Annotated in this window: 11 protein-coding genes; 5 read left to right on the top strand and 6 right to left on the bottom strand. The window is 66.0% G+C overall.

What is annotated here, in order from left to right; translation table 11 throughout:
* Positions 1-51: 51 nt before the first annotated feature.
* The 5 genes from J6525_RS47290 to J6525_RS26550 all read left to right on the top strand — a co-directional run bounded on the left by J6525_RS47290 (position 52) and on the right by J6525_RS26550 (position 12,976).
* A complete protein-coding gene (locus J6525_RS47290; protein WP_312009833.1) occupies positions 52-7,503 on the top strand; it encodes an Ig-like domain-containing protein in 7,452 nt (2,483 codons plus the stop codon).
* A gap of 158 nt (positions 7,504-7,661) precedes the next feature.
* A complete protein-coding gene (locus J6525_RS26565; RefSeq protein WP_225646879.1) occupies positions 7,662-8,867 on the top strand; it encodes an ABC transporter substrate-binding protein in 1,206 nt (401 codons plus the stop codon).
* Between the two features lie 145 nt (positions 8,868-9,012).
* Positions 9,013-9,807: an enoyl-CoA hydratase gene (locus J6525_RS26560; RefSeq protein ID WP_028336217.1), complete on the top strand. Its 795-nt coding sequence runs from the start codon at positions 9,013-9,015 to the stop codon at positions 9,805-9,807.
* 3 nt (positions 9,808-9,810) lie between these two features.
* Positions 9,811-10,566: a VOC family protein gene (locus J6525_RS26555; RefSeq protein ID WP_092083163.1), complete on the top strand. Its 756-nt coding sequence runs from the start codon at positions 9,811-9,813 to the stop codon at positions 10,564-10,566.
* Positions 10,567-10,864: 298 nt separating this feature from the next.
* Complete coding sequence (locus tag J6525_RS26550) at positions 10,865-12,976, top strand: acetate--CoA ligase family protein (protein ID WP_225646878.1); 2,112 nt, start codon at positions 10,865-10,867, stop codon at positions 12,974-12,976.
* 148 nt (positions 12,977-13,124) lie between these two features.
* Here J6525_RS26550 and J6525_RS26545 read toward each other — a convergent pair whose 3' ends face one another.
* From J6525_RS26545 to J6525_RS26520, 6 genes are all read right to left on the bottom strand, one after another.
* Positions 13,125-13,925: an enoyl-CoA hydratase/isomerase family protein gene (locus J6525_RS26545; RefSeq protein ID WP_028341859.1), complete on the bottom strand. Its 801-nt coding sequence runs from the start codon at positions 13,923-13,925 to the stop codon at positions 13,125-13,127.
* Between the two features lie 40 nt (positions 13,926-13,965).
* The gene (locus J6525_RS26540) at positions 13,966-15,126 is read right to left on the bottom strand and encodes an acyl-CoA dehydrogenase family protein (protein ID WP_225646877.1); all 1,161 of its coding nucleotides are present in this window, start codon (positions 15,124-15,126) and stop codon (positions 13,966-13,968) included.
* Between the two features lie 30 nt (positions 15,127-15,156).
* Positions 15,157-16,224, bottom strand: a complete 1,068-nt coding sequence (locus J6525_RS26535) for an acyl-CoA dehydrogenase family protein (protein ID WP_225646876.1) — start codon at positions 16,222-16,224, stop codon at positions 15,157-15,159.
* A 230-nt stretch (positions 16,225-16,454) separates the two neighbouring features.
* Positions 16,455-17,306 (bottom strand): IclR family transcriptional regulator, encoded by an 852-nt coding sequence (locus tag J6525_RS26530; protein WP_225646875.1) that lies wholly within the window; start codon positions 17,304-17,306, stop codon positions 16,455-16,457.
* Between the two features lie 2 nt (positions 17,307-17,308).
* On the bottom strand, positions 17,309-18,442 hold the full coding sequence (locus tag J6525_RS26525; RefSeq protein ID WP_225646874.1) for an NADH:flavin oxidoreductase/NADH oxidase: 1,134 nt from the start codon (positions 18,440-18,442) through the stop codon (positions 17,309-17,311).
* A gap of 58 nt (positions 18,443-18,500) precedes the next feature.
* The gene (locus J6525_RS26520; RefSeq protein ID WP_225646873.1) at positions 18,501-19,718 is read right to left on the bottom strand and encodes an ABC transporter substrate-binding protein; all 1,218 of its coding nucleotides are present in this window, start codon (positions 19,716-19,718) and stop codon (positions 18,501-18,503) included.
* Between the last annotated feature and the right edge of the window lies 1 nt (position 19,719).

Raw genomic sequence — 19,719 nt, 5'->3', positions numbered from 1 at the left:
TTTTTGAAAGGCGACCGGTTGCGGTCGCTCACGCATATTGCCGAGGTCCTTGTGTCGAATCCCGTTGTTCTGACGCTGACGACCAGCGATCCGCTGCACGATTATCTCCAGCTCTACAACGCGATCTCGGCGATCAGCGTCGGCGGTGGTCTGGCCGCGGCCAACACCGATTACGTCATCAACTTCTCGCTCTCGTCCGGCGCGCGCACGCTGCAATTGCTGGACGATCCGCCGGCCATCAATCTGATGAACGGCTCAACGCTGACCTTCGACGGCAACTCCGACTACAACAATCAGCTCGGCGGCCAGGACTATAGCGACGTCATCGATGCGCGCGGCTACCAGGGCTTCGTCGTCACATCCGGCACGGTGACGTTCAAGAACCTCACCATCATCAATGCTGTGGCTAGCGGCGGCAATGGCGGGGTCGGCGGTGGCGGCGGCGGCGCGGGCCTCGGCGGCGGCCTGTTCGTCGGACAGAACGCCGACGTCACGCTCAACAACGTCAATTTCGGCAGCAACACGGCCAAGGGCGGCGATGGCGGCGTGGTCGATCCGGCCGGCGGCGGCGGTGGCGGCGGCATCGGTGCCGATGGCGGCAGCGGCAATGGCGGCGGTGGTGGTGGCGGCGGCTTCGGCGGCCAGGACTATTACGGCTATCACGGCAATGGCGGCAGCGGTTACAGCGAGGCGGGCTCCGACAGCCAGCATCCCTCGACCGGGGCGCAGACCGCGGGCGGCACGCCGGCGACGATCGAAGGTGCGGCGGGCGGCGGACAGGGCGCCGACAATTACGGCGGTTCAGGCTACGGCGCACATGCCGGCGGTGGCGCGAGCGGCGGCGGTGGTGGCGGCGGTGTCGGTGGTGGCGGCGGCGGTATCGGCGGCGCCAACTCGGTGGGCGGCGGCCCCTCGGGCACCCTGATCGGCTTCGGCGGCGCCGGCGGCATGGGCGGCGGTGGCGGCGGCGGCATTTATGGCGGCGGCAACGGTGGTTTCGCCGGCGGTGGCGGCGGCTCCGGCAACGGCAGCGGATACGCGCATACCGGCGGCAATGGCGGCTTCGGCGGCGGTGGCGGCGGTTCGAACGGCACGCCCGGCACCGGCGGATTCGGCGCCGGCGGCGACATCTTCGTTCAACAAGGCGGCACGCTGACCGTCATCGGCGGCACCTTGATGGATGCCACCGAGACCGGCGGCACCGGAGCCAACGGCGCGGGCAACGGCGCCGCCTATGGCGACATCTTCATCCAGGGCACGATGGTCGTCACGCCGACGCACACCGTTTCCACGGTGTTCCAGGGCTTGCAAACCGTCACCACGCTGACGATCGCCGACACAATCGCGGACGAAAAGGGCATCAGCGGCACCGGCACGAGCGGAAAGCTGCAGGTCTCCGGCGGCGGCACGCTGACGTTGACCGGCGCCAGCACTTACGTCGGCGGTACCCAGATCGACGGCGGCAACATCGTCTCGATCACGGCCGACAATAACATCGGCGGCTCGGCCGGCGCGCTGATCCTCAATGGCGGTACGCTGACCACGACCGGCGGCTACACCTTCACCCACGACGTCCAGGTCACCGCCAATGGCGGCACCTTCGACATCTCGTCCGGCACCATCGCCGACACCGGCTCGATCGGCGGCTCCGGTACGTTCATGCTGTCCGGCGCCGGCACGTTGCAGCTCGGGATGGGGCAGCTCGCGGGGCTGACCGGGACGTTCGGTCTGAGCAGCGCGCATCTGTCGCTGACATCGAGCGGCACTTTCGACGACACGCTCTCGGTCAGCGGCAATTCGATCCTGTCGATCGCGAACGGCAAGACCGTCACCGACACCGCCCTCGTCACCGGCAGCGGCAATCTCGGCGTCGACGGCGGCGGTACGCTCGTGCTTGGCCATGCCGCCAACACCTACGGAAGCACGACGATCTATTCGGGCACGGTGTGGCTCACCGCGGCCGGCGCCGCCGGAACCGGCAACATCTCGTTCACGACCGGCATCGCCGGCACGCTGAAGATCGACAATGCCGCGCTGAGCGGCAATGCGTTCACCAACACGATCGCGAACTTCAATCCCGGCCAGTTCATCGATCTGACCGGGCTGCAGTACAACACCCAGAATCCGTCGCTCAACACGGTCAGCCTGTCCGGCAACACGCTCTCGATCTCGAACGGCACCACGACCGATACGCTGACCCTTGCCGGCGTCGGCGTCGGGGCCAGTTTCCAGCTCTCGCAGGACGCCAACGGCGGGACGATCGTGCAGATCGTCTCGACGCGCGTCTTCAACGTCTCCAACGTCGCCGAGCTCAACGCGGCGATCCTGCAGATGGATTCCGGCGGGCAGAACGCCGCGCCGAATGCCAACTACACGATCAACATCACGGCGAACTTCAGCCTGACGTCGGAGCTGTACGCGCTCAATCTCTTGAGCGGATCGAGCGTCACGATCAACGGCAGCGACGGTCATGGCGGCACCTATACGATCGACGGCCTCAACGCGCAGCGCGGCTTCTTCGTCTATGCGGGTAGCGTCAATCTCGAGAACCTGACCATCCAGAACACGGTGGCCGCCGGCGGCGGCGTCGTCCGCGGCGGTGGCGGCGGTGGCGCCGGGCTCGGCGGCGCGCTGTTCGTCTCGTCGAACGGCAGCGCCACCATCGACAACGTCACCTTCCACAACAGCGCCGCGATCGGCGGCAACGGCGGTGCCGGCGGCACTGGCAGTATCAGCTCCGGCTACGGCTACGGCGGTGGCGGCGGGATGGGCGGACGCGGCGGAAGCAGCGGCGGTGGCGGTATCGGCCTCGGCGCTCAGGGCGCGGACAGTGATCTCTTTAGAAGCGGTTCGCCCGGCATTGTCCCCAACAGCGCTGGGGGCGGCAAAGGGAGCGACGGTTACCTGATCTCGATCGGCGGCGGGACCGAGCTTTATTGGTATGGCGGAGCAGGCGGCGCCAATGGCGGTGGCGGCGGCGCGGCGGGGTGGATCGGCAGCGGCGTCCGCGCACCCTATGGCCCGGGCGGCGGTGTCGGCGGCGGCAACGGGGCTGATGGCGGCAATGGCGGCTTCGGTGGTGGCGGCGGCGATGGCGGCAATGGCGGCTTCGGCGGTGGCGGCGGCTACAATGGCGATGGCGGGTTCGGTGGCGGCGGCGGCATCGGCGGTGTTGGCGGTTTCGGCGGCGGCAACGGTGCACCCGGCGGCGGTGGCGGCCTCGGCGCGGGCGGCGACGTTTTCGTCCAGCAAGGCGGTTCGCTGACCATCAAGAGCGGCTCGCTGTCGAACGATTCCGGCTTCAGCGCCGTCAAGGGCGGCACCAACGGCATCGGCCAGGCCAGCGGCTCGGGTTTCGGCTCCGGCATTTTCATCCAAGGCAACAACGATCTCAGCTTCGCGCCCGGCAGCGGCCAGACGCTGACTGTCGCCAACGACATCGCGGACCAGAGTGGCAATGGCGGCACCGGCGCCAATGCGGGCGTCGGCGGCCTCGCCATCAGCGGCGGCGGCACCGTCATCCTCGGCGGCAACAACACCTACACCGGCAATACCACGGTCAGCGGCGCCGGCACCCGGGTGTCGATCTCCGCCAACGTCAATCTCGGCGCGCTCACCAGCATCCTGAAGCTCGGCGACGGCACCGGCATCAGCTTCACCGATGGGTTCACGCACACCCGCAACATCACCGTCGCGGGCGATCCGGTCTTCAATGTCGCCGCCGGCGAGACCGTTACCCAGAGCGGCGTGATCTCCGACGGCGCGACGCCTGGTGATGTCGAGGTGACCGGCGGCGGCCGCCTCGTGCTGTCCGCACGCAACACCTATTCCGGCGGTACCGTCATCAAGGGCTCGATCCTCGAGCTGGCGGCGAACGGCGCGGCGGGAACCGGCGCGGTCGCCTTCACCGACGGCAGTACCGAAAAACTCGTGCTCGATACCGCGGCATTCTCCGGCACCTCGTTTGGCACGTCGATCACCGGCTTTGCCGGCGGCGACACCATCGACTTCGGCAACATCGCCTATGACGCATCGGCGACGCTGTCCTATGCGAACGGCGTGCTCTTGGTGAAGAGCGGCAGCGGCACGACGCTCGCCTCGCTGAACCTGAGCTTTGGCGCTGGCGCCTCGGCCGGCTCGCTGATGCTGGCGTCCGACGGCTCGGCCTCTCCGCATCTCGAGATCCGGTCACAGGCGAGCATCGCCTCGGTCACGGCTGACACCACAGATCATCTCACGATCTTGAACGCCGGCAAGGTCGTGACCATCACCGTCAATTTCAGCAACACGGTGAGCGTGACCGGCGCGCCCGAGTTGCTACTCAGCGACGGCAAGGCCGCGACCTATCTAAGCGGCAGCGGCTCGCAGGCGCTGGTGTTCAGCTACACGGTGCAGGACGGCGACAGCACGTCTGATTTGCAGGTGCAGAGCCTCTCGCTCAACGGCGGCACGATCAGGGATCCGGGCGGCCAGGATGCCGACGTGACCCATGCGGCGACCGATTTGCATCTCGTGATCGACGCGATCGCGCCGACCGTGTCGGTTGCGGCGAGCTCGACCGCGCTGCTGGCCGGGCAGACCTCGACCGTCACCTTCACCTTCTCCGAGGCGGTCACCGGCTTCGCGCTGACGGACACGACGGTGAGCGGCGGCGCGCTGAGCAACCTCGTGCATGTCGGCGTCAATGCCGCGCACCAGGACATATACACGGCAACCTTCACACCCGACGTGACCAACGCCGAGGCGGGCTCGGTGCAGGTCAACGCGTCAAGCTATACCGACAGCGTCGGAAACGCCGGCGCGGCAAGCAGCGCGATCAGCTTCACCGGTGATACCAAGGCGCCGACGGTGGCGGTTGCAGCCGATCACACCACGCTGGTTGCCGGCGATAGCGCGGTTGTCACGTTCACCTTCTCCGAGGCCGTCAGCGGCTTTGGATTGGATGATGTCACGGTCCAGGGCGGTTCGCTGGGCAACTTCACCCATGTCGGCATCGATGGCGCCGGCCACAACGTCTACACCGCGACCTTCACGCCTGACGTGACCAACACCGAGGCGGGTTCGGTGCAGGTCAATGCATCGAGCTATAGCGATACGGCCGGCAATTCCGGCTCGTCGAGCAACACGATCAGCTTCAGCGGCGACACCAAGGCGCCGACTGTATCGGTCTCGGCTGACCATGGTACACTGCTCGCCGGTCAGACCGCGGTCGTGACCTTCACCTTCTCCGAGGCCGTCGCGGGCTTCGCGCTCGGCGACATCAGCGTCAGCGGCGGCGCGCTGGGCAGCCTTGTCCATGTCGGCGTCAACGGCGCCGGCCAGGACATCTACACCGCGAACTTCACGCCCGACGTGACCAATGCAGAGGCTGGCTCGGTGCAGGTCAATGCATCGAGCTATAACGACACGGCCGGCAACGCCGGCGCCGCCAGCAACGCCATCAACTTCACCGGTGACACGCTGGCGCCGACGGTCTCCGTCACGCTCAATCCCGACACGGTGCTGGCCGGCGACCTCTCCGTCGCGACCTTCACCTTTTCGGAGGCGGTGTCGGGCTTCGCCCTTGGCGACATCACCGTCCATGGCGGCGCGCTGAGCAATCTCGTGCATGTCGGGCTCAACGGCGCTGGGCAGGACGTCTACACCGCGACCTTCACGCCCGATGTCAGCGACACCGAGACCGGCTCGGTGAAGGTGAATGCGTCCGGTTACAGCGATGTGGCCGGCAATGCCGGCGCGGCAAGCAACACCGCCACGATCGGCGGCGATACGCTGGCGCCGACGGTGTCGATCGCGGCGGATCGTAACGCGCTGCTGGCGGGCCAGACCGCGCTGGTGACGTTCACTTTCTCCGAACAAATCGCGAGCTTCGCGCTCGGTGACGTCACGGTGCATGGCGGGGCGTTGGGCAATCTGGTCCATGTCGGCGTCAACGCATCGGGCCAGGACGTCTACACGGCAATTTTCACGCCGGATGAAAGCAACACTGAAGCGGGCTCGGTGCAGGTCACAGCGTCCGGTTACACCGACGTCGCCGGCAATGGCGGTGCGGCAAGCAACGCCATCAATTTCACCGGCGATACCAGGGCCCCGACCGTGTCGGTTGCGGTGAGCCCAAGCATGGTGCTTTCCGGCCAGACTTCGGCCGTCACCTTCACCTTCTCCGAAGAGGTCGCGGGCTTTGCGCTCGGCGACACGGCCGTCGCCGGTGGCACGGTGACCAATCTGGTCCATGTCGGGCTCAACGTGTCGGGGCAGGACGTCTACACCGCGACCTTCACGCCCGATATCAACGACGTCGTGGCGGGCTCGATCCGGGTCACCGCCGCGAGCTATGCCGACGTATCAGGCAATATCGGCGCGGCGAGCAATACCGCGACGATCGGTGGCGACACGCATCCGGCGACGGTATCGGTGGCGGCCGATCACACCCTGCTGCACGCCGGCGACACCGCGCTGATGACGTTCACCTTCTCCGAGGCGGTCGCAGGTTTCGGACTCGGCGACGTCACCATCCATGGCGGCCTGCTGGGCAGCCTCGTCCATGTCGGCATCACCGGCGCAGGCCACGATATCTACACCGCGACCTTCACGGCCGATGTCACCGACCATCTGTCGGCTGACCTTTCGGTTGCCGGGGCGAGCTACACCGACATCGCCGGCAATGCCGGCGGAGCGAGCAATGCGGTCAGCTTCACCGGCGACACCAAGGCGCCATCGGCGCCGACGCTGGCACTGCACCGCGACACCGGCGTCTCCAGCGCCGACCACATCACCAGCAATCCGCTGATCGATTACACCAAGTTCGATGCGGCCGACACGCTGCGCTACAAGGCCGACGGCGCGTCGGGCTTCTCCACGGCGGCGCCGGTCTTTACGACTGATGGTATGCACTCCGTCACGGTGCAGGAGGTCGACGCCGCCGGCAATGTCAGCGCATCCTCCAACCTGACCTTCACCCTCGACACCACGGCGCCTCATCTCACCGGAATCACGGCGACGCCCTCCGGTGGCGTCGCGACGCCGGGTTCGCTGGTCCAGCTGACGGTCGGCTTCAACGAGGCGGTCCACGTCAATGGCGGCACGCCGAGCCTGACGCTGAACGATGGCGGCACCGCAATCTACGACGCCGCGGCAACGGTGCTGCTCGGCGATTCCTCGAAGCTGGTGTTCGATCACATCGTGTCGTCGACCGATCGCGCCGGCTCGCTGGCGGTGACCAGCTTCGCCGCCAATGGCGCCGATGTCGTCGACCTGGCCGGCAATGCGGCCTCGCTTTCGGCGGTGTCCGCCGTCTTCGACGCCCTGCATATCAACGAGACCATCGTGCCGGCCTACACACTCGGGGCCATTACCCGGCCGGAATTGCATCTGGATCTCGGCGGTCGCATCATCATGGATGCAACGGCATCGGCATTCGCCGGACATTATGGCATGCAGTATCTGTTCCTCGGCCTGCCGGCGGGAACGCCCCATCAGACCGTTCCCGACTTTCATCTCTGATCGCAGCGCAGCCGGAAGCTCCGGCGCGGCGCTTCATTCCGCTTAGCGGAAAACAGATTGCTGCCGCTGCGGCTTGCTGCAGTACAGGCCATGCGGCATGATCCGGCCCTCGAAACGGACCTGATGGAACGAGGTCCGCGCTGCAAGGGAGGATTGGAATGAGACGAGTTTTGGCCGGCGTGTTGGCCTGTGCGTTTGCGATCTCGGCGAATGCGTCGCTGGCGCAGGACAAGCCTCCGCTGAAGCTCGGCGGCATCCTCGATATGTCGAGCCTCTATGCCGACATCACCGGCTCGGGCAGCGAAACCGCCGCCAAGATGGCGGTGGAGGATTTCGGCGGCGAGGTGCTTGGCCGCAAGGTCGAGATCGTGGTCGGCGACCATCTCAACAAGGCTGACCTCTCCGCCAACATCGCCCGCGACATGATCGACAACCAGGGCGTCGAGATGATCTTCGACGTCGCGGCATCCGCGACCGCGCTCGCCGCTGCCGAAATCGCCAAGGCGCGCAACAAGATCATCATGTTCAACGGTCCGGGTTCGATCCGCCTCTCCAACGAGGCCTGCGGCCCCTATACCGTGCACTACGTGTTCGACACCTTCGCGCAGGCCAATGTGACCGGCCTTGCCGCGGTGAAATCCGGTCTCGATACCTGGTTCTTCCTGACCGCGGACTACGCGTTCGGCCAGGACCTGGAAAAGGACACCAGCAATGTCGTGGTGAAGTCGGGCGGCAAGGTGCTCGGCAGCGTGCGACATCCGATCAACACCTCGGACTTCTCCTCCTTCCTGCTGCAGGCGCAGGCCTCGAAGGCCAAGGTGATCGGCCTTGCCAATGCCGGCGGCGACACCATCAACGCGATCAAGCAGGCGGCGGAATTCGGCCTCACCAAGAGCGGCCAGAAACTGTCGCCGCTATTGGCCTTCGTCACCGACATCGACAGCGTCGGGCTCGAGACCGCGCAGGGCCTGTTGCTGGCGGAAGCCTTCTACTGGGATCTCAACGACGACAGCCGCGCCTTCACGAAGCGCTTCATGGAACGCACCAAGCGGGTGCCGACTTCGGCACAGGCCGGCGTCTATTCCTCGGTGACGCACTATCTCAAGGCGGTGAAGGCCGCCGGCACCACCGATCCAGCCGCCGTCATGAAGGTGATGAAGGAGACCCCGATCAACGACATGTTCACCAAGAACGGCAAGATCCGCGAGGACGGCCGTATGGTGCACGACATGTATTTGTTCGAGGTCAAGAAGCCGTCGGAATCGAAGGGCCGCTGGGACGACTACAAGCTGGTGGCGACCGTGCCGGGCGACCAGGCCTTCCAGCCGCTGTCGGAGTCGCGCTGCCCGCTGGTGAAGAAGTGACGCGAAGCGTCATTCCGGAGCGATGCGCAGCATCGAATCCCAATTCGCAATTGCGAATTGTGGAATCTCGAGATTCCGGGTCTGGTCCTTCGGACCATCCCGGAATGACGCCGTAACAATCAACAACAACGAAAGGCAAAACGCCATGAGCGATAATCAGATGGTCCTCCAATCCCTCGACAAGGGCCTGCTCACCATCACTATGAATCGTCCCGATCGGCGCAACGCGCTCAATCCCGACATGACGCGCGGCCTCGTCGAGGCGGCGCGGCGGGCGCAGGACGATACCGAGGTGCGCGCGGTGCTGATCCGGGGCGCCGGCGGCACCTTCTGCGTCGGCGGCGACGTCAAGTCGATGGCGGAAGGCCGCGCGCCACTGCCGTTCGAGGCCAAGATGGCCAACCTGCGCCGCGGCATGGAGGTCTCGCGCATCCTGCACCAGATGCCGAAGCCGGTGGTGGCGCAGCTCGACGGCGCGGCGGCCGGCGCCGGGCTTTCGATCGCGCTGTCCTGCGACCTTCGCGTTGCCAGCGCCTCCTGCAAGATCACCACCGCCTTCGCCAAGGTCGGCTTCTCCGGCGACTACGGCGGCACCTATTTCCTGACCAAGATGCTCGGCAGCGCGAAAGCGCGCGAGCTCTACATGATGTCGCCGGTGCTGTCGGCGCAGGAAGCCTACAACCTCGGCATGGTTTCCAAGGTGGTGCCCGATGCCGATGTCGAGGCCGAGACTCTGGAACTGGCGCGCTCGCTGGCGCAGGGCCCGTCGGTGGCGCTCGGCTACATCAAGCGCAACATCAACAACGCCGAGACCATGACGCTAGAGGCCTGCTTCGACGGCGAGGCGATCCACCACACGCGTGCCGGCGAGACCACGGACCACAAGGAAGCGGCAAAAGCCTTCGTCGAGAAGCGCAAGCCCACCTTCCAGGGGCAGTAGACCATGGCCGAGTACATGCGGCTGCGACAGATCTGCCTGGTGGCGCCGCAGCTTGCGCCCGTGATCGCGGACATCTCCGCGATCATGGGCCTCGACGTCTGCTATCGCGACGGCAACGTTGCGAAATACGGCCTCGAGAACGCGCTGCTGCCGGTCGATACCATCCTGCTCGAAGTCGTCGCGCCGTTCCAGCCGGGGCCGGGCACGGCGGCCGGGCGCTTCATCGAGAAGACCGGTGGCCGCGGGGGCTATATGGCGATCTTCGTTTGTGAGGATCCCGACGCGCGCGGCGCCAAGGCCAACGCGATGGGCGTGCGCACCGCGAACGTGATCACGCACGCGCCGTATCACGGCGTGCAGCTGCATCCGCGCGACTGCCGAGCCGCCTTTATCGAGTTCAACCACACCGACGACAGCGACGACGTGCTGGGGCCGTACCCGCCGGCTGGCCCCGACTGGCAGAAGTCGATCCGCAAGGACACGACTTTGGCGCTGACCGAGGTCGAGATGCAGAGCCCCGAGCCTGAGGCGTTGGCGGCGCATTGGGGCAGGATCATCGGCATTCCCGCCGATGGTACCGTGGTGAAGCTGCCGAACAGCACCTTCCGCTTCGTCAAGGGCGACAGCGAGATCATGAGCGGCCTGACGTTCAAGGTCGCCGACAAAGCGAAGGTGCTGGAAGCGGCGAAGGCGAGAGGCTGTGCGGTGAAGGGCGACGGGTTCCAGCTCTGCGGCGTGACGTTCAAGCTGACGGCGTGACGTCGTAGCCCGGATAGAGCAGAGCGAAATCCGGGACTGTGCTCTCCGCGGGTAGACCGACCCCCGGATTGCGCTCCGTTGCATCCGCGCTACGCATCTTTCTCCCGTCATCCTGAGGAGCGCGGAACGCGCGTCTCGAAGGGTGCACGGCCCGGCTGGTGGCCGTGCACCCTTCGAGGCTCTCTTCGCTCGCACCTCAGGGTGACGGTGAACGATTGGTGCTTGCGGGGAGAGCGGTTGAGCCGGCGGCGGTGATCCAATATCGTCAAGAGCAATAACAACAATTGGAACACGCCCCATGCCGCATCCGCTCGATACCTTCTTCGCCCCAAAGAGCATCGCGCTGATCGGCGCCTCGCGCGATCACGAGAAGATTCCCGGGCGGCTGCTCGCGATGCTGCGCAAGAACGGCTATCCCGGCGCGCTCTATCCGATCAACCCGAATTATGACGAGATCGACGGCTTGAGGTGCTTCAAGTCGGTTGCCGAGATCGGCGCGCCGATCGATCTTGCCGTTATCGTCATTCCCGCCCGTGCGGTGCTGCCGGCGCTGGAGCAGTGTGCCGCCACCGGCGTGAAGAACGCCGTCATCATCTCGTCCGGCTTTGCCGAGGAAGGCGGCGACAGCGCTGACATGCAGGATGCGATCGTCGCGCTGGCGAAGCGGACCGGGATGCGGATCAGTGGGCCGAACGCGGAAGGGTTTTACAGCCAGGCGCAGAAGGTAGCCGCGACCTTCAGCCCGACCGTCGACGTCAAGCCGGATGCGCCCGATCTGGTCGCCAGCAAGCGGCGGATCGGCATCGTCGCGCAGAGCGGCGGCATCGGCTTTGCGATCTATCATCGCGCCAAGGCGCTCGGCGTCGCGCTGAGCTATGTCGTCAGCGCCGGCAATGAGAGCGATCTCGGCGCCGGCGAGTTCCTCGACTACATGGTGCAGGATGCCTCGACCGACGTGATCTTGCTGTTCATCGAGGGTATCCGCGACGTCGACAAGTTTTTGGCGGCGGCGAAGCGCGCGGCAGAGCTCAAAAAGCCCGTGATCGTCACCAAGGTCGGGCGCTCCGGCGCCGGCGAGCGCGCGGCGGCCTCGCACACCGCGAGCATGGCGGGTTGGTCGGCGGCCTATGATGCGGTGTTCGCGAAATACGGCTTCATCGTCTCCAACGACCTCGACGAGGCCGTGACCATTGCCGCGGTTCTGACCACCAATCCGCTGCCGAAGGGCGATCGCGTCGCGGTGCTGACGGTGTCCGGTGGCGCCGGCATTTGGGGCGCCGATACCGTCTCGATGCAGGGCCTGCGCGTGCCGGAGCTTTCAGCCGCGATCCAGAGCCAGATCAAGCAATGGATGCCGTCCTACGGCGCGGCGGGCAATCCGGTCGACGTGACCGCGCAGGGCGTGTCATCCGGCGGACTGCAGAAGAGCATCGAGCTGTTCGACACGTCTGATGAAGTGGACGCGACGTTGGTCGTGCTGTCGCTGTCGAGCGAGACGCGGATGCCGTTCAAGGAAGCCGAGCTGAAGCCGGTGATCGCGGCGCAGAACAAGCCGGTGGTGTTCTATTCCTACACGCTGCCGTCGCAATTCGCGCGGCAGGAGCTGGCGAAGTCGGGCGTGGTGGTGCTCTCGGGACTGACCCATGTCGGCGTCGCAATGCGGCGGCTGGCGGACTATGCCGCCTTCGAGCCTGCGCCGGAGATCTCGGCATCAGCGTCGCCGGCGCACGATCTCTCCATGCATCTCACGTCGAAGACGTTGTCGGAGTATGACAGCAAATCGCTGCTGCGCGCGGCCGGCATTGCGCTGCCGGATGAGGTGCTGGTGACCGACCGCGACGGGCTCGACGCTGCGATCGAGCGCGCCGGATTTCCACTGGTCATGAAGATCCAGTCGCCCGCGATCGCGCATAAGAGCGAGGTCGGCGGCGTCCGCGTCAACATCGCCGCCAAGGGCGCGGCATTCACGGCCTATCGCGACATGCTGGAGACGGTGCAGAAGCAGCGGCCGGGCGCTGAAATCCAGGGCGTGCTGGTCGGGCCGATGGCGAAGAAGGGCGTCGAGATCATCATCGGCACCATGCTGGACGCGACCTTCGGGCCGATGGTGATGGTGGGGCTCGGCGGCATCACCACCGAACTGTTCAAGGACGTGGTCTATCGCCCCGCGCCGGTGAGCCCGGCTGAAGCGAGCACGATGCTTGAGACGCTGAAGGCCGCGCCGCTGCTGCACGGCTTCCGCGGCGCGCCGAAGGCCGATGTCGCGGCACTGGCGCGGTTGATCTCGCAGATTTCAGTGCTGGCGGCGCAGCACCGAGGCGAGATCGCCGAGATCGAGGTCAATCCGGTGCTGGTGCACCCGGAGGGGCAGGGCGTCACGATCGTCGATGCGCTGGTGGTGCCGAAATAACTCGGTGTCGTCCCGGCGAAGGCCGGGACCCATAACCACCGAAGTGAGTTGTAAGAGAAGCCGACGCCGCTTGTGCCCCTTCCATGGGCCGCGGCGTATGGGTCCCGGCTTTCGCCGGGCCGACCCGTGGAGAGAGCGGCGCTTGCGGCTACCGCCCCTTGAAGTTGGCGACGCGGCGCTCGGCGGTGGCCTTGACGCCTTCCTTGAAGTCTTCGGTCGCGCGCAGCTTGGTCTGCTCGGCGAGCTCATGGTTGGTCGCGGCCAGCACACGGTCGGCAAGGCCGGCGCGCATGGTGGCGCGGGTCGAGACCAGGCCGAGCGGCGAGCATTCGGCGATCTCCTGCGCGAGCTTCATCGCTTCCGCCCGCACCTGATCCTGCGGCACCAGCACATTGGCGAGGCCCCAGCGATAGGCCTCTTCGCCGGTGACGCGGCGGCTGGTGTAGAACATCAGCTCGGCATTGTTCTTGCCGATCAGCTCCGGCAGCGTCGCGGTCAGGCCGAAGCCCGGATGGAAGCCGAGCTTGGTGAAGTTGGCCGAGAAGCGCGCCTCGGGGCAGGCGACGCGGAAGTCGGCGGAGACGGCAAGGCCGAGGCCGCCGCCGATCGCGGCGCCATGGATCGCCGCTACGATCGGCTTCTTGTTGCGGAAGATGCGCACCGCCTGAACGTAGAGATGGTTGATCGGCAGGTTCGAGGCCGGATCGCTCTTGGCGCGCTCCTCCTGCTCCTGGCGGGCGGGATCGCCGAAATTGGCGCCGGCGCAGAACGCCTTGCCTTGCGCCGCCAGCACCGAGGCGCGGATCTCGATATTGTTGTCGAACTCCTCCAGCGCGTCGGCGATCTGATTGATCAGCGCGACGTCGAAGAAGTTCAGCGGCGGCTTGCGAATTTCGATCAGGCCGACATGGCCGTGGGTTTCGACGCCGATATCAGTGTACTTGGTCATGATCTGTCCTCGTTGAATTAGCGCAGGCGAGCCGGCGCGGCTAGCGCAGACCAAGTCCGCGGGCGATGATGCCGCGCAGCACTTCCGTGGTGCCGCCCTGGATCGTCAGCTTGGGCGCGGTCTTGATGGCGAAATCGAGCTGCTTTTCCAGCGTCTCGCGGTTGGTCGCGGTCTCCTCGACGAACGCGGCGAGATCGCGCACGCGATGCGGCAGCTGCTGCTCCCACACCGTGCCGATGTCCTTGACGATCGACGCCTCCACCACCGGCTCCTTGCCGGCCTGCAGCATGCCGGCAACCGACACCGACATGCGGCGCATGGTGTGCACCTGCGCCACCAGGCGTCCGATGCCCTCGGCGCTGCGGGTGTCCGGGTTCTTGCCGACCGCGCGTACGAGCTCGGTGAGCACGTAATAGGTCTCGAGAAACCGCTCGGGACCACTTCGCTCATAGGCGAGCTCCGACGTTGCCTGCTTCCAGGCGCCGTCGACGTCGCCCAGCACGTGATCGTCGGGCACGAAGTAGTCGGTGAACACGACCTCGTTGAACTCGAACTGCCCGGTGATCTGGCCGATCGGATTCACCTGGATGCCCGGCTGCTTCATCTTGACCAGGAACTGGGTCAGGCCGTGGCGGCGGTTTTCCTTGGTCGGCGGCGAGGTGCGGAAGATCGCGATCATGTAGTCGGCGATGTGCGCCGACGAGGTCCAGATCTTGGTGCCGTTGATCAGGTAGCCGCCGTCGGTCTTGGTCGCGCGGGTCTTCGCCGCGAACAGGTCGGACCCGGAGTTCGGCTCGCTCATGCCGATGGCGAAGCAGACCTCGCCGCGGCAGATGCGCGGCAGGATATCCATCTTGATGTGCTCGGGCGCGTATTTCAGCAGCACCGGCCCGCTCTGGCGGTCGGCGACGAAGAAGCGCCGGGTCGGCGCGTTCGCCACCCGCATCTCCTCGGTCACCACGTAGCGCTCGAGGAACGAGCGCTCCTGGCCGCCGTATTTCTTCGGCCAGGTCATGCCGAGCCAGCCCTTGGCGCCGACGCGACGGGAGAATTCCGGCGCGTCATTGTCCTCGCGGTTCGGCGCGTGGGGATCGAAGGTGCCGGCGGCGATTTCCTCGGCGAGGAAGGCGCGCACCTCCTTGCGGAGCTGCTCGCATTTTTCCGGCAGGCGGATCGGATCGAAACGAAGGGCTGCAGTCATGATGTCCAGTCCTGATCTTTCTGCCTGATCTCAGCGCGAAGCCACCAGCGGCCACAATTCATCGGCGCCACGATTCGCGACGAGCTTGCCGAGCTCGACCGCCCAGTAGCTCTCCGAGCCGAAATCGTCGCGCCAGGCCAGCGCCCGCAGCGAATAGCGGTGCAGGATGTGCTCGATGGTGAAGCCGATCGCGCCATGCACCTGATGCGCGATGCCGCTGCCCTTCTCCGCCGCTTCCGAGCAGCGGACCTTGGCCGCTGCGGCTTCCAGGAACACCGCACCAGTGTCCAGCGACTTGGCGTTCACGATCGTGTCCGCCGCGGAGGTCGCGGCGGCGAGTGCCGCGGCGTTTTCGCCGGCGAGCCGCGCGAGGTTGTGCTGCACCGCCTGGAATTTCGAGATCTTCTTCTCGAAGGCGACGCGCTCGTTGGAATAGCGCACGGAGATGTCGAGCATCGCTTCCAGCGCGCCGGCGATTTGCAGGCTGCGCACCACGCCGCCCATCAGCATCAGCGTGGTCTGGTCAAAGCCCTTCGGCGCCGGCCTGGTGGCGACCGGCTGCACCTTGTCGAGCGTGACGGTGTCGTTGTGATCGCCGCCAAGCCCGATGCCGGACTCGATCCGGCACTTCGCGGCATCGACCAGCGCGACCGACACCCCGCCATTGCCGCTTGCCAGCACCGCGAAATGTTTTGCCTCCTTGGCGAACGGCACGCCGCGGGCGCGGCCAGAGAGGCTTCCGTCGGCGTTGAGCGTGACGCGGTCCTTCGGGCTTGCCGGCACCACCGTCATCTCGCCTTCCGGTGAAGCGATCTTGCCTTGCGTCAGCAGCCAGCCGGCTAGCATTGTTTCGGCCAGCGGAACAGCGATCGCATGCCGCCCAGCGACGTTGAGGACGCTAAATCCTTCGGCGAGGCTGGCGCCGGAACCGCCGAGATCGTCGGGCACCCAGGACAGCGGCAGGCCGGCTTCGGTCAGCGCCTGCCACAGCGGCGCCTTCCACGCGCCCTGCTTGTCGTGATTGATGGTTTGGGCATCCGCGAGATCGGCGAAAATCTTTTCCGCGGTCTCGGCGACGATGTTTTCACTCTCCGCCACAGCGTTCCTCGTGTTGATTGGCTCGGGCTGGCTGTTCGGCCATGCCCTGCTTGCGATGTTGTCTTGCGCTCAATGATGCGGAAAAGCCATAGCCGTGACAAGCGCTGCCCGCAGGGCCACTTGCGCGGATGGCATGAAGCCGGACTTGGCGCATGAATTCCGCATAGTGAACTTTCGATGGTCCCCGTTTGTATGCCACGCACACGCGCAAACCGGCCGCCGACATAAGTTCAGTCCGCCAGGTGAAACTCGATTGCCTTCCGCATCAGGTCGGCGAACTCGGTCTCCTGGGTGACCAGCGCGTCGTTCAATCCAGCCACGCACAGCACCAGCGGTTCGTTCGATTCCGCAATCGGCGGCAGGTTCATGGCGACGGCGCCCGCGCCCGGCGTGACCAGGCCGAGCGAGAAGGCGTGCCCCTTGGCGCGGACCTTCTTCAGCTCAAGCAGCAGCGCCTTGATGTCGACCTGACGATCGGGCCGGCTCTCGTTGGCGTTGATCAGGCGCACCAGGCGGCGCACCTCCTTGTCCGGATAGGCCGACAGCAGCGCGTAACCCGACGCGGATCGCGCCAGCGGCCGCAGCGTTCCGGCCTTGACATACAGCCGCATCGGCAGCTTGGCCTGAATGATATGGACATACTGCGCGCTGAGCCCGTTGCGCACCGCGAGCATGACGGTCTCTCCGGTCCGCGCGGAGAGCTCTTCCATCAGATTGACCAGGCGTCCCTTCGTGAACAACGCCGGGCTCAGCCAGTGCCCCAGCATCGAGATCCGCGGCGTCGGGATATAGGTGCGGCGGCTGGTGTCATAGTGGAGATAGCCGAACGCCGTCATCGTCCGCATCAACGCCGAGGTGCTGGATTGCGGGAACTTGAGCGCGGCCGCGACTTCGATCGCGGAGGCGGCGCGCTGGTGCTCCTCGAAGAATTCGAGCACGTCGAACACGCGCCGCGCCGACTTGACTGCATTGTCCATCTTCGGCAGGTCGCGCGAGGTGTCGCCGGGGAAATCGGGGCGGTCGAAAGTCCGCGCGCCGGCAGCCGTGCCGGCCTTCGCCAAGTCTTTCTTCGCCACCGGCATCGCTATCGTCCCTGCTGTGCCACCCGCCGCTTCAGCCACCAGCCATATTGCTCGGGCCAAATCGTCCACTCCGGATCGCATCCGAGCGCAAGTGCCGTCTGCGCGGGCCAGTTCGGATTCCACAGCAGTTCGCGGCCGAGTGCAATAAGCGTCGCCTTGCCGTCCCGCAAAATGGCTTCGGCGTAGTCCGGTTCGCGGATCAGCCCGACCGCCACCGTCGGCATGCCGACTTCCTTCTGGATGCGCTCGGCGAACGGCACCTGGAAGCCCGGGGTGCGCGACACCAGCGAATTGCCGCGCGGTAGCTTCATGCCGCCCGACGAGCAGTCCACCATGTCGATCCCGATCGCCTTCAGCTCCGCCGCAAACGCGATCGAGTCCTCGATCGACCAGCCGATGTCGACGCCGTCGACCGACGAGATGCGGACGAAGGCCGGCAGATGGCTGGGCCACTCCTCGCGCATGATCGCCGCGATCCGCAGCGGCAGGCGCATGCGGTTCTCGCGCGACCCGCCATACTCGTCGTTGCGGTTGTTCGCCAGCGGCGACAGGAACGAGTGCATCAGATAGCCGTGCGCGCAGTGCAGCTCGATGACGTCATAGCCGGCCGCCCTGGCGCGACGAAATGCCTGGCGATAGTCGTCCACCAGGGCATCGATCTGCTCTGAAGTCATCATCTGCGGTGCCGGCCAGCCGTCATCGAAGGGAATGCCGCTCGAGGCCGCGATCTGCCATGGGCCTTCGCCGCGTGCCTTGATGTCAGCTTCGCCGAGCGGGTTGCCGCCTTCCCACGGCCGCTGCGAGGAGCCTTTCCGGCCGCCATGTGCGATCTGGATCGCGGCCTTGGCGTTGAAGCTGTGGATCAGCGCGGCGAGGGCGGCGTGGTCCGCGATGTGCGCATCGTCCCAGATGCCGAGGCATCCATGGGTGATGCGCCCCTGGGTGTTCACCGAGCTCTGCTCGACGAACACGAGGCCGGCGCCGCCGGCGGCGAGCTTGCCGATATGCGCGGTGTGCCAATCGGTGGCGCGCCCCTCCTGCGCCGAATAGGTCGCCATCGGCGAGACCATGATCCGGTTCTTCAGTTCGAGGTCGCGCAGTTGCAGCGGGGTGAACAGCAGCGGCAGCTCAGTCATGGGATGTCCAGCCTTGCCTGTGGTTTCTTGCCTGTGGTGCGTGGATTCGTGCGCGCAGTCATTTCTTCAGCAGCGGACAGGCGCTCTCCTCCGGCGTCGCAAACGCCTCCTTGCCCGGAATCACCTGAACCAGCTTCTCGTAATCCCAGGCGCCCTTCGATTCGGTCGGCGATTTCACCTGCACGAGATACATGTCGTGGATGAGCTGGCCGTCCTCGCGCAGGAATGCGTTGCGGGCAAAGAAATCGTCGATCGGCATGTCCTTCATCTGCGCGATCACCTTGGGGCCGTCGTCGGTGCCGGACTTCTCGACCGCCTTGAGATAGTTCATCACCGCGGAGTAGAGGCCGGCCTGCACCATGGTCGGCCGCTTCTTGGTCCTGGCCATGAAGCGCGCGGCAAAGTCGCGGGTCTTGTCGTCGAGATCCCAATAAAAGGCGGTCGCGAGCTGCAGCCCCTGGGCGGCCTGCAAACCGATCGCGTGGATGTCGCTGGTCTGCATCAGGAAGGCCGCGAGCTTCTGCGTGTGCGCCATCCCGAATTCCTGCGCCTGCCGGATCGAGTTGGCGAGGTCGCCGCCGGTGTTAGCAAAGGCGATCACGTCAGCCTTCGAGCTCTGGGCCTGCAGCAGATAGGACGAGAAATCCATGCTGTTGAGCGGATGCCGCACCTCGCCGGCGATGCTGCCGCCGACCTTCTCCACGGTCTTGGCCGCGTCGTTGCGCAGGGCGTGGCCGAAGGCGTAGTCGACCGTGACGAAGTACCAGCTCTTCGCGCCTTCCTTGGCCAGCGCCCGCACCGTGCTGTTGGCGAGCGCATAGGTGTTGTAGGTCCACTGCACCGAATTCGCCGAGCAGCCCTTGCCGGTCAGATCGGAGGAGCCGGCCGACGACACCAGCATCGCCTTGTTCTTCTGCTTGGTGAGTTCGAGCACGGCGAAAGCGACGGCGGAATTGGCGAAATCGACGATGACGTCGACATTCTCCTGCTCATACCAGCGCCGCGCGATGCCGGCGCCGATGTCCGCCTTGTTCTGATGGTCGGCATCGACCATCGCGATCGGCTTGCCCAGCACCTTGCCGCCGAAATCCGCGATCGCCATCCGGACCGCTTCGACCGCTCCGGGGCCGGCGGCGTCGGCGTAGAGGCCGGCCTGATCGGTCAGCACGCCGATCTTCACCGCGTCGTCGGAAATCTGCGCGTGGGATGGCGCGGCGGCGAAGGCGACTGAGAGGATTGCAGCGCTCGCGGCGATCCATCCGTATCTCGATGTCATT

The sequence above is a fragment of the Bradyrhizobium australafricanum genome (assembly GCF_020329495.1).
Classification (GTDB): domain Bacteria; phylum Pseudomonadota; class Alphaproteobacteria; order Rhizobiales; family Xanthobacteraceae; genus Bradyrhizobium; species Bradyrhizobium australafricanum.
This window is presented reverse-complemented; position numbering and strand designations above follow the sequence as displayed.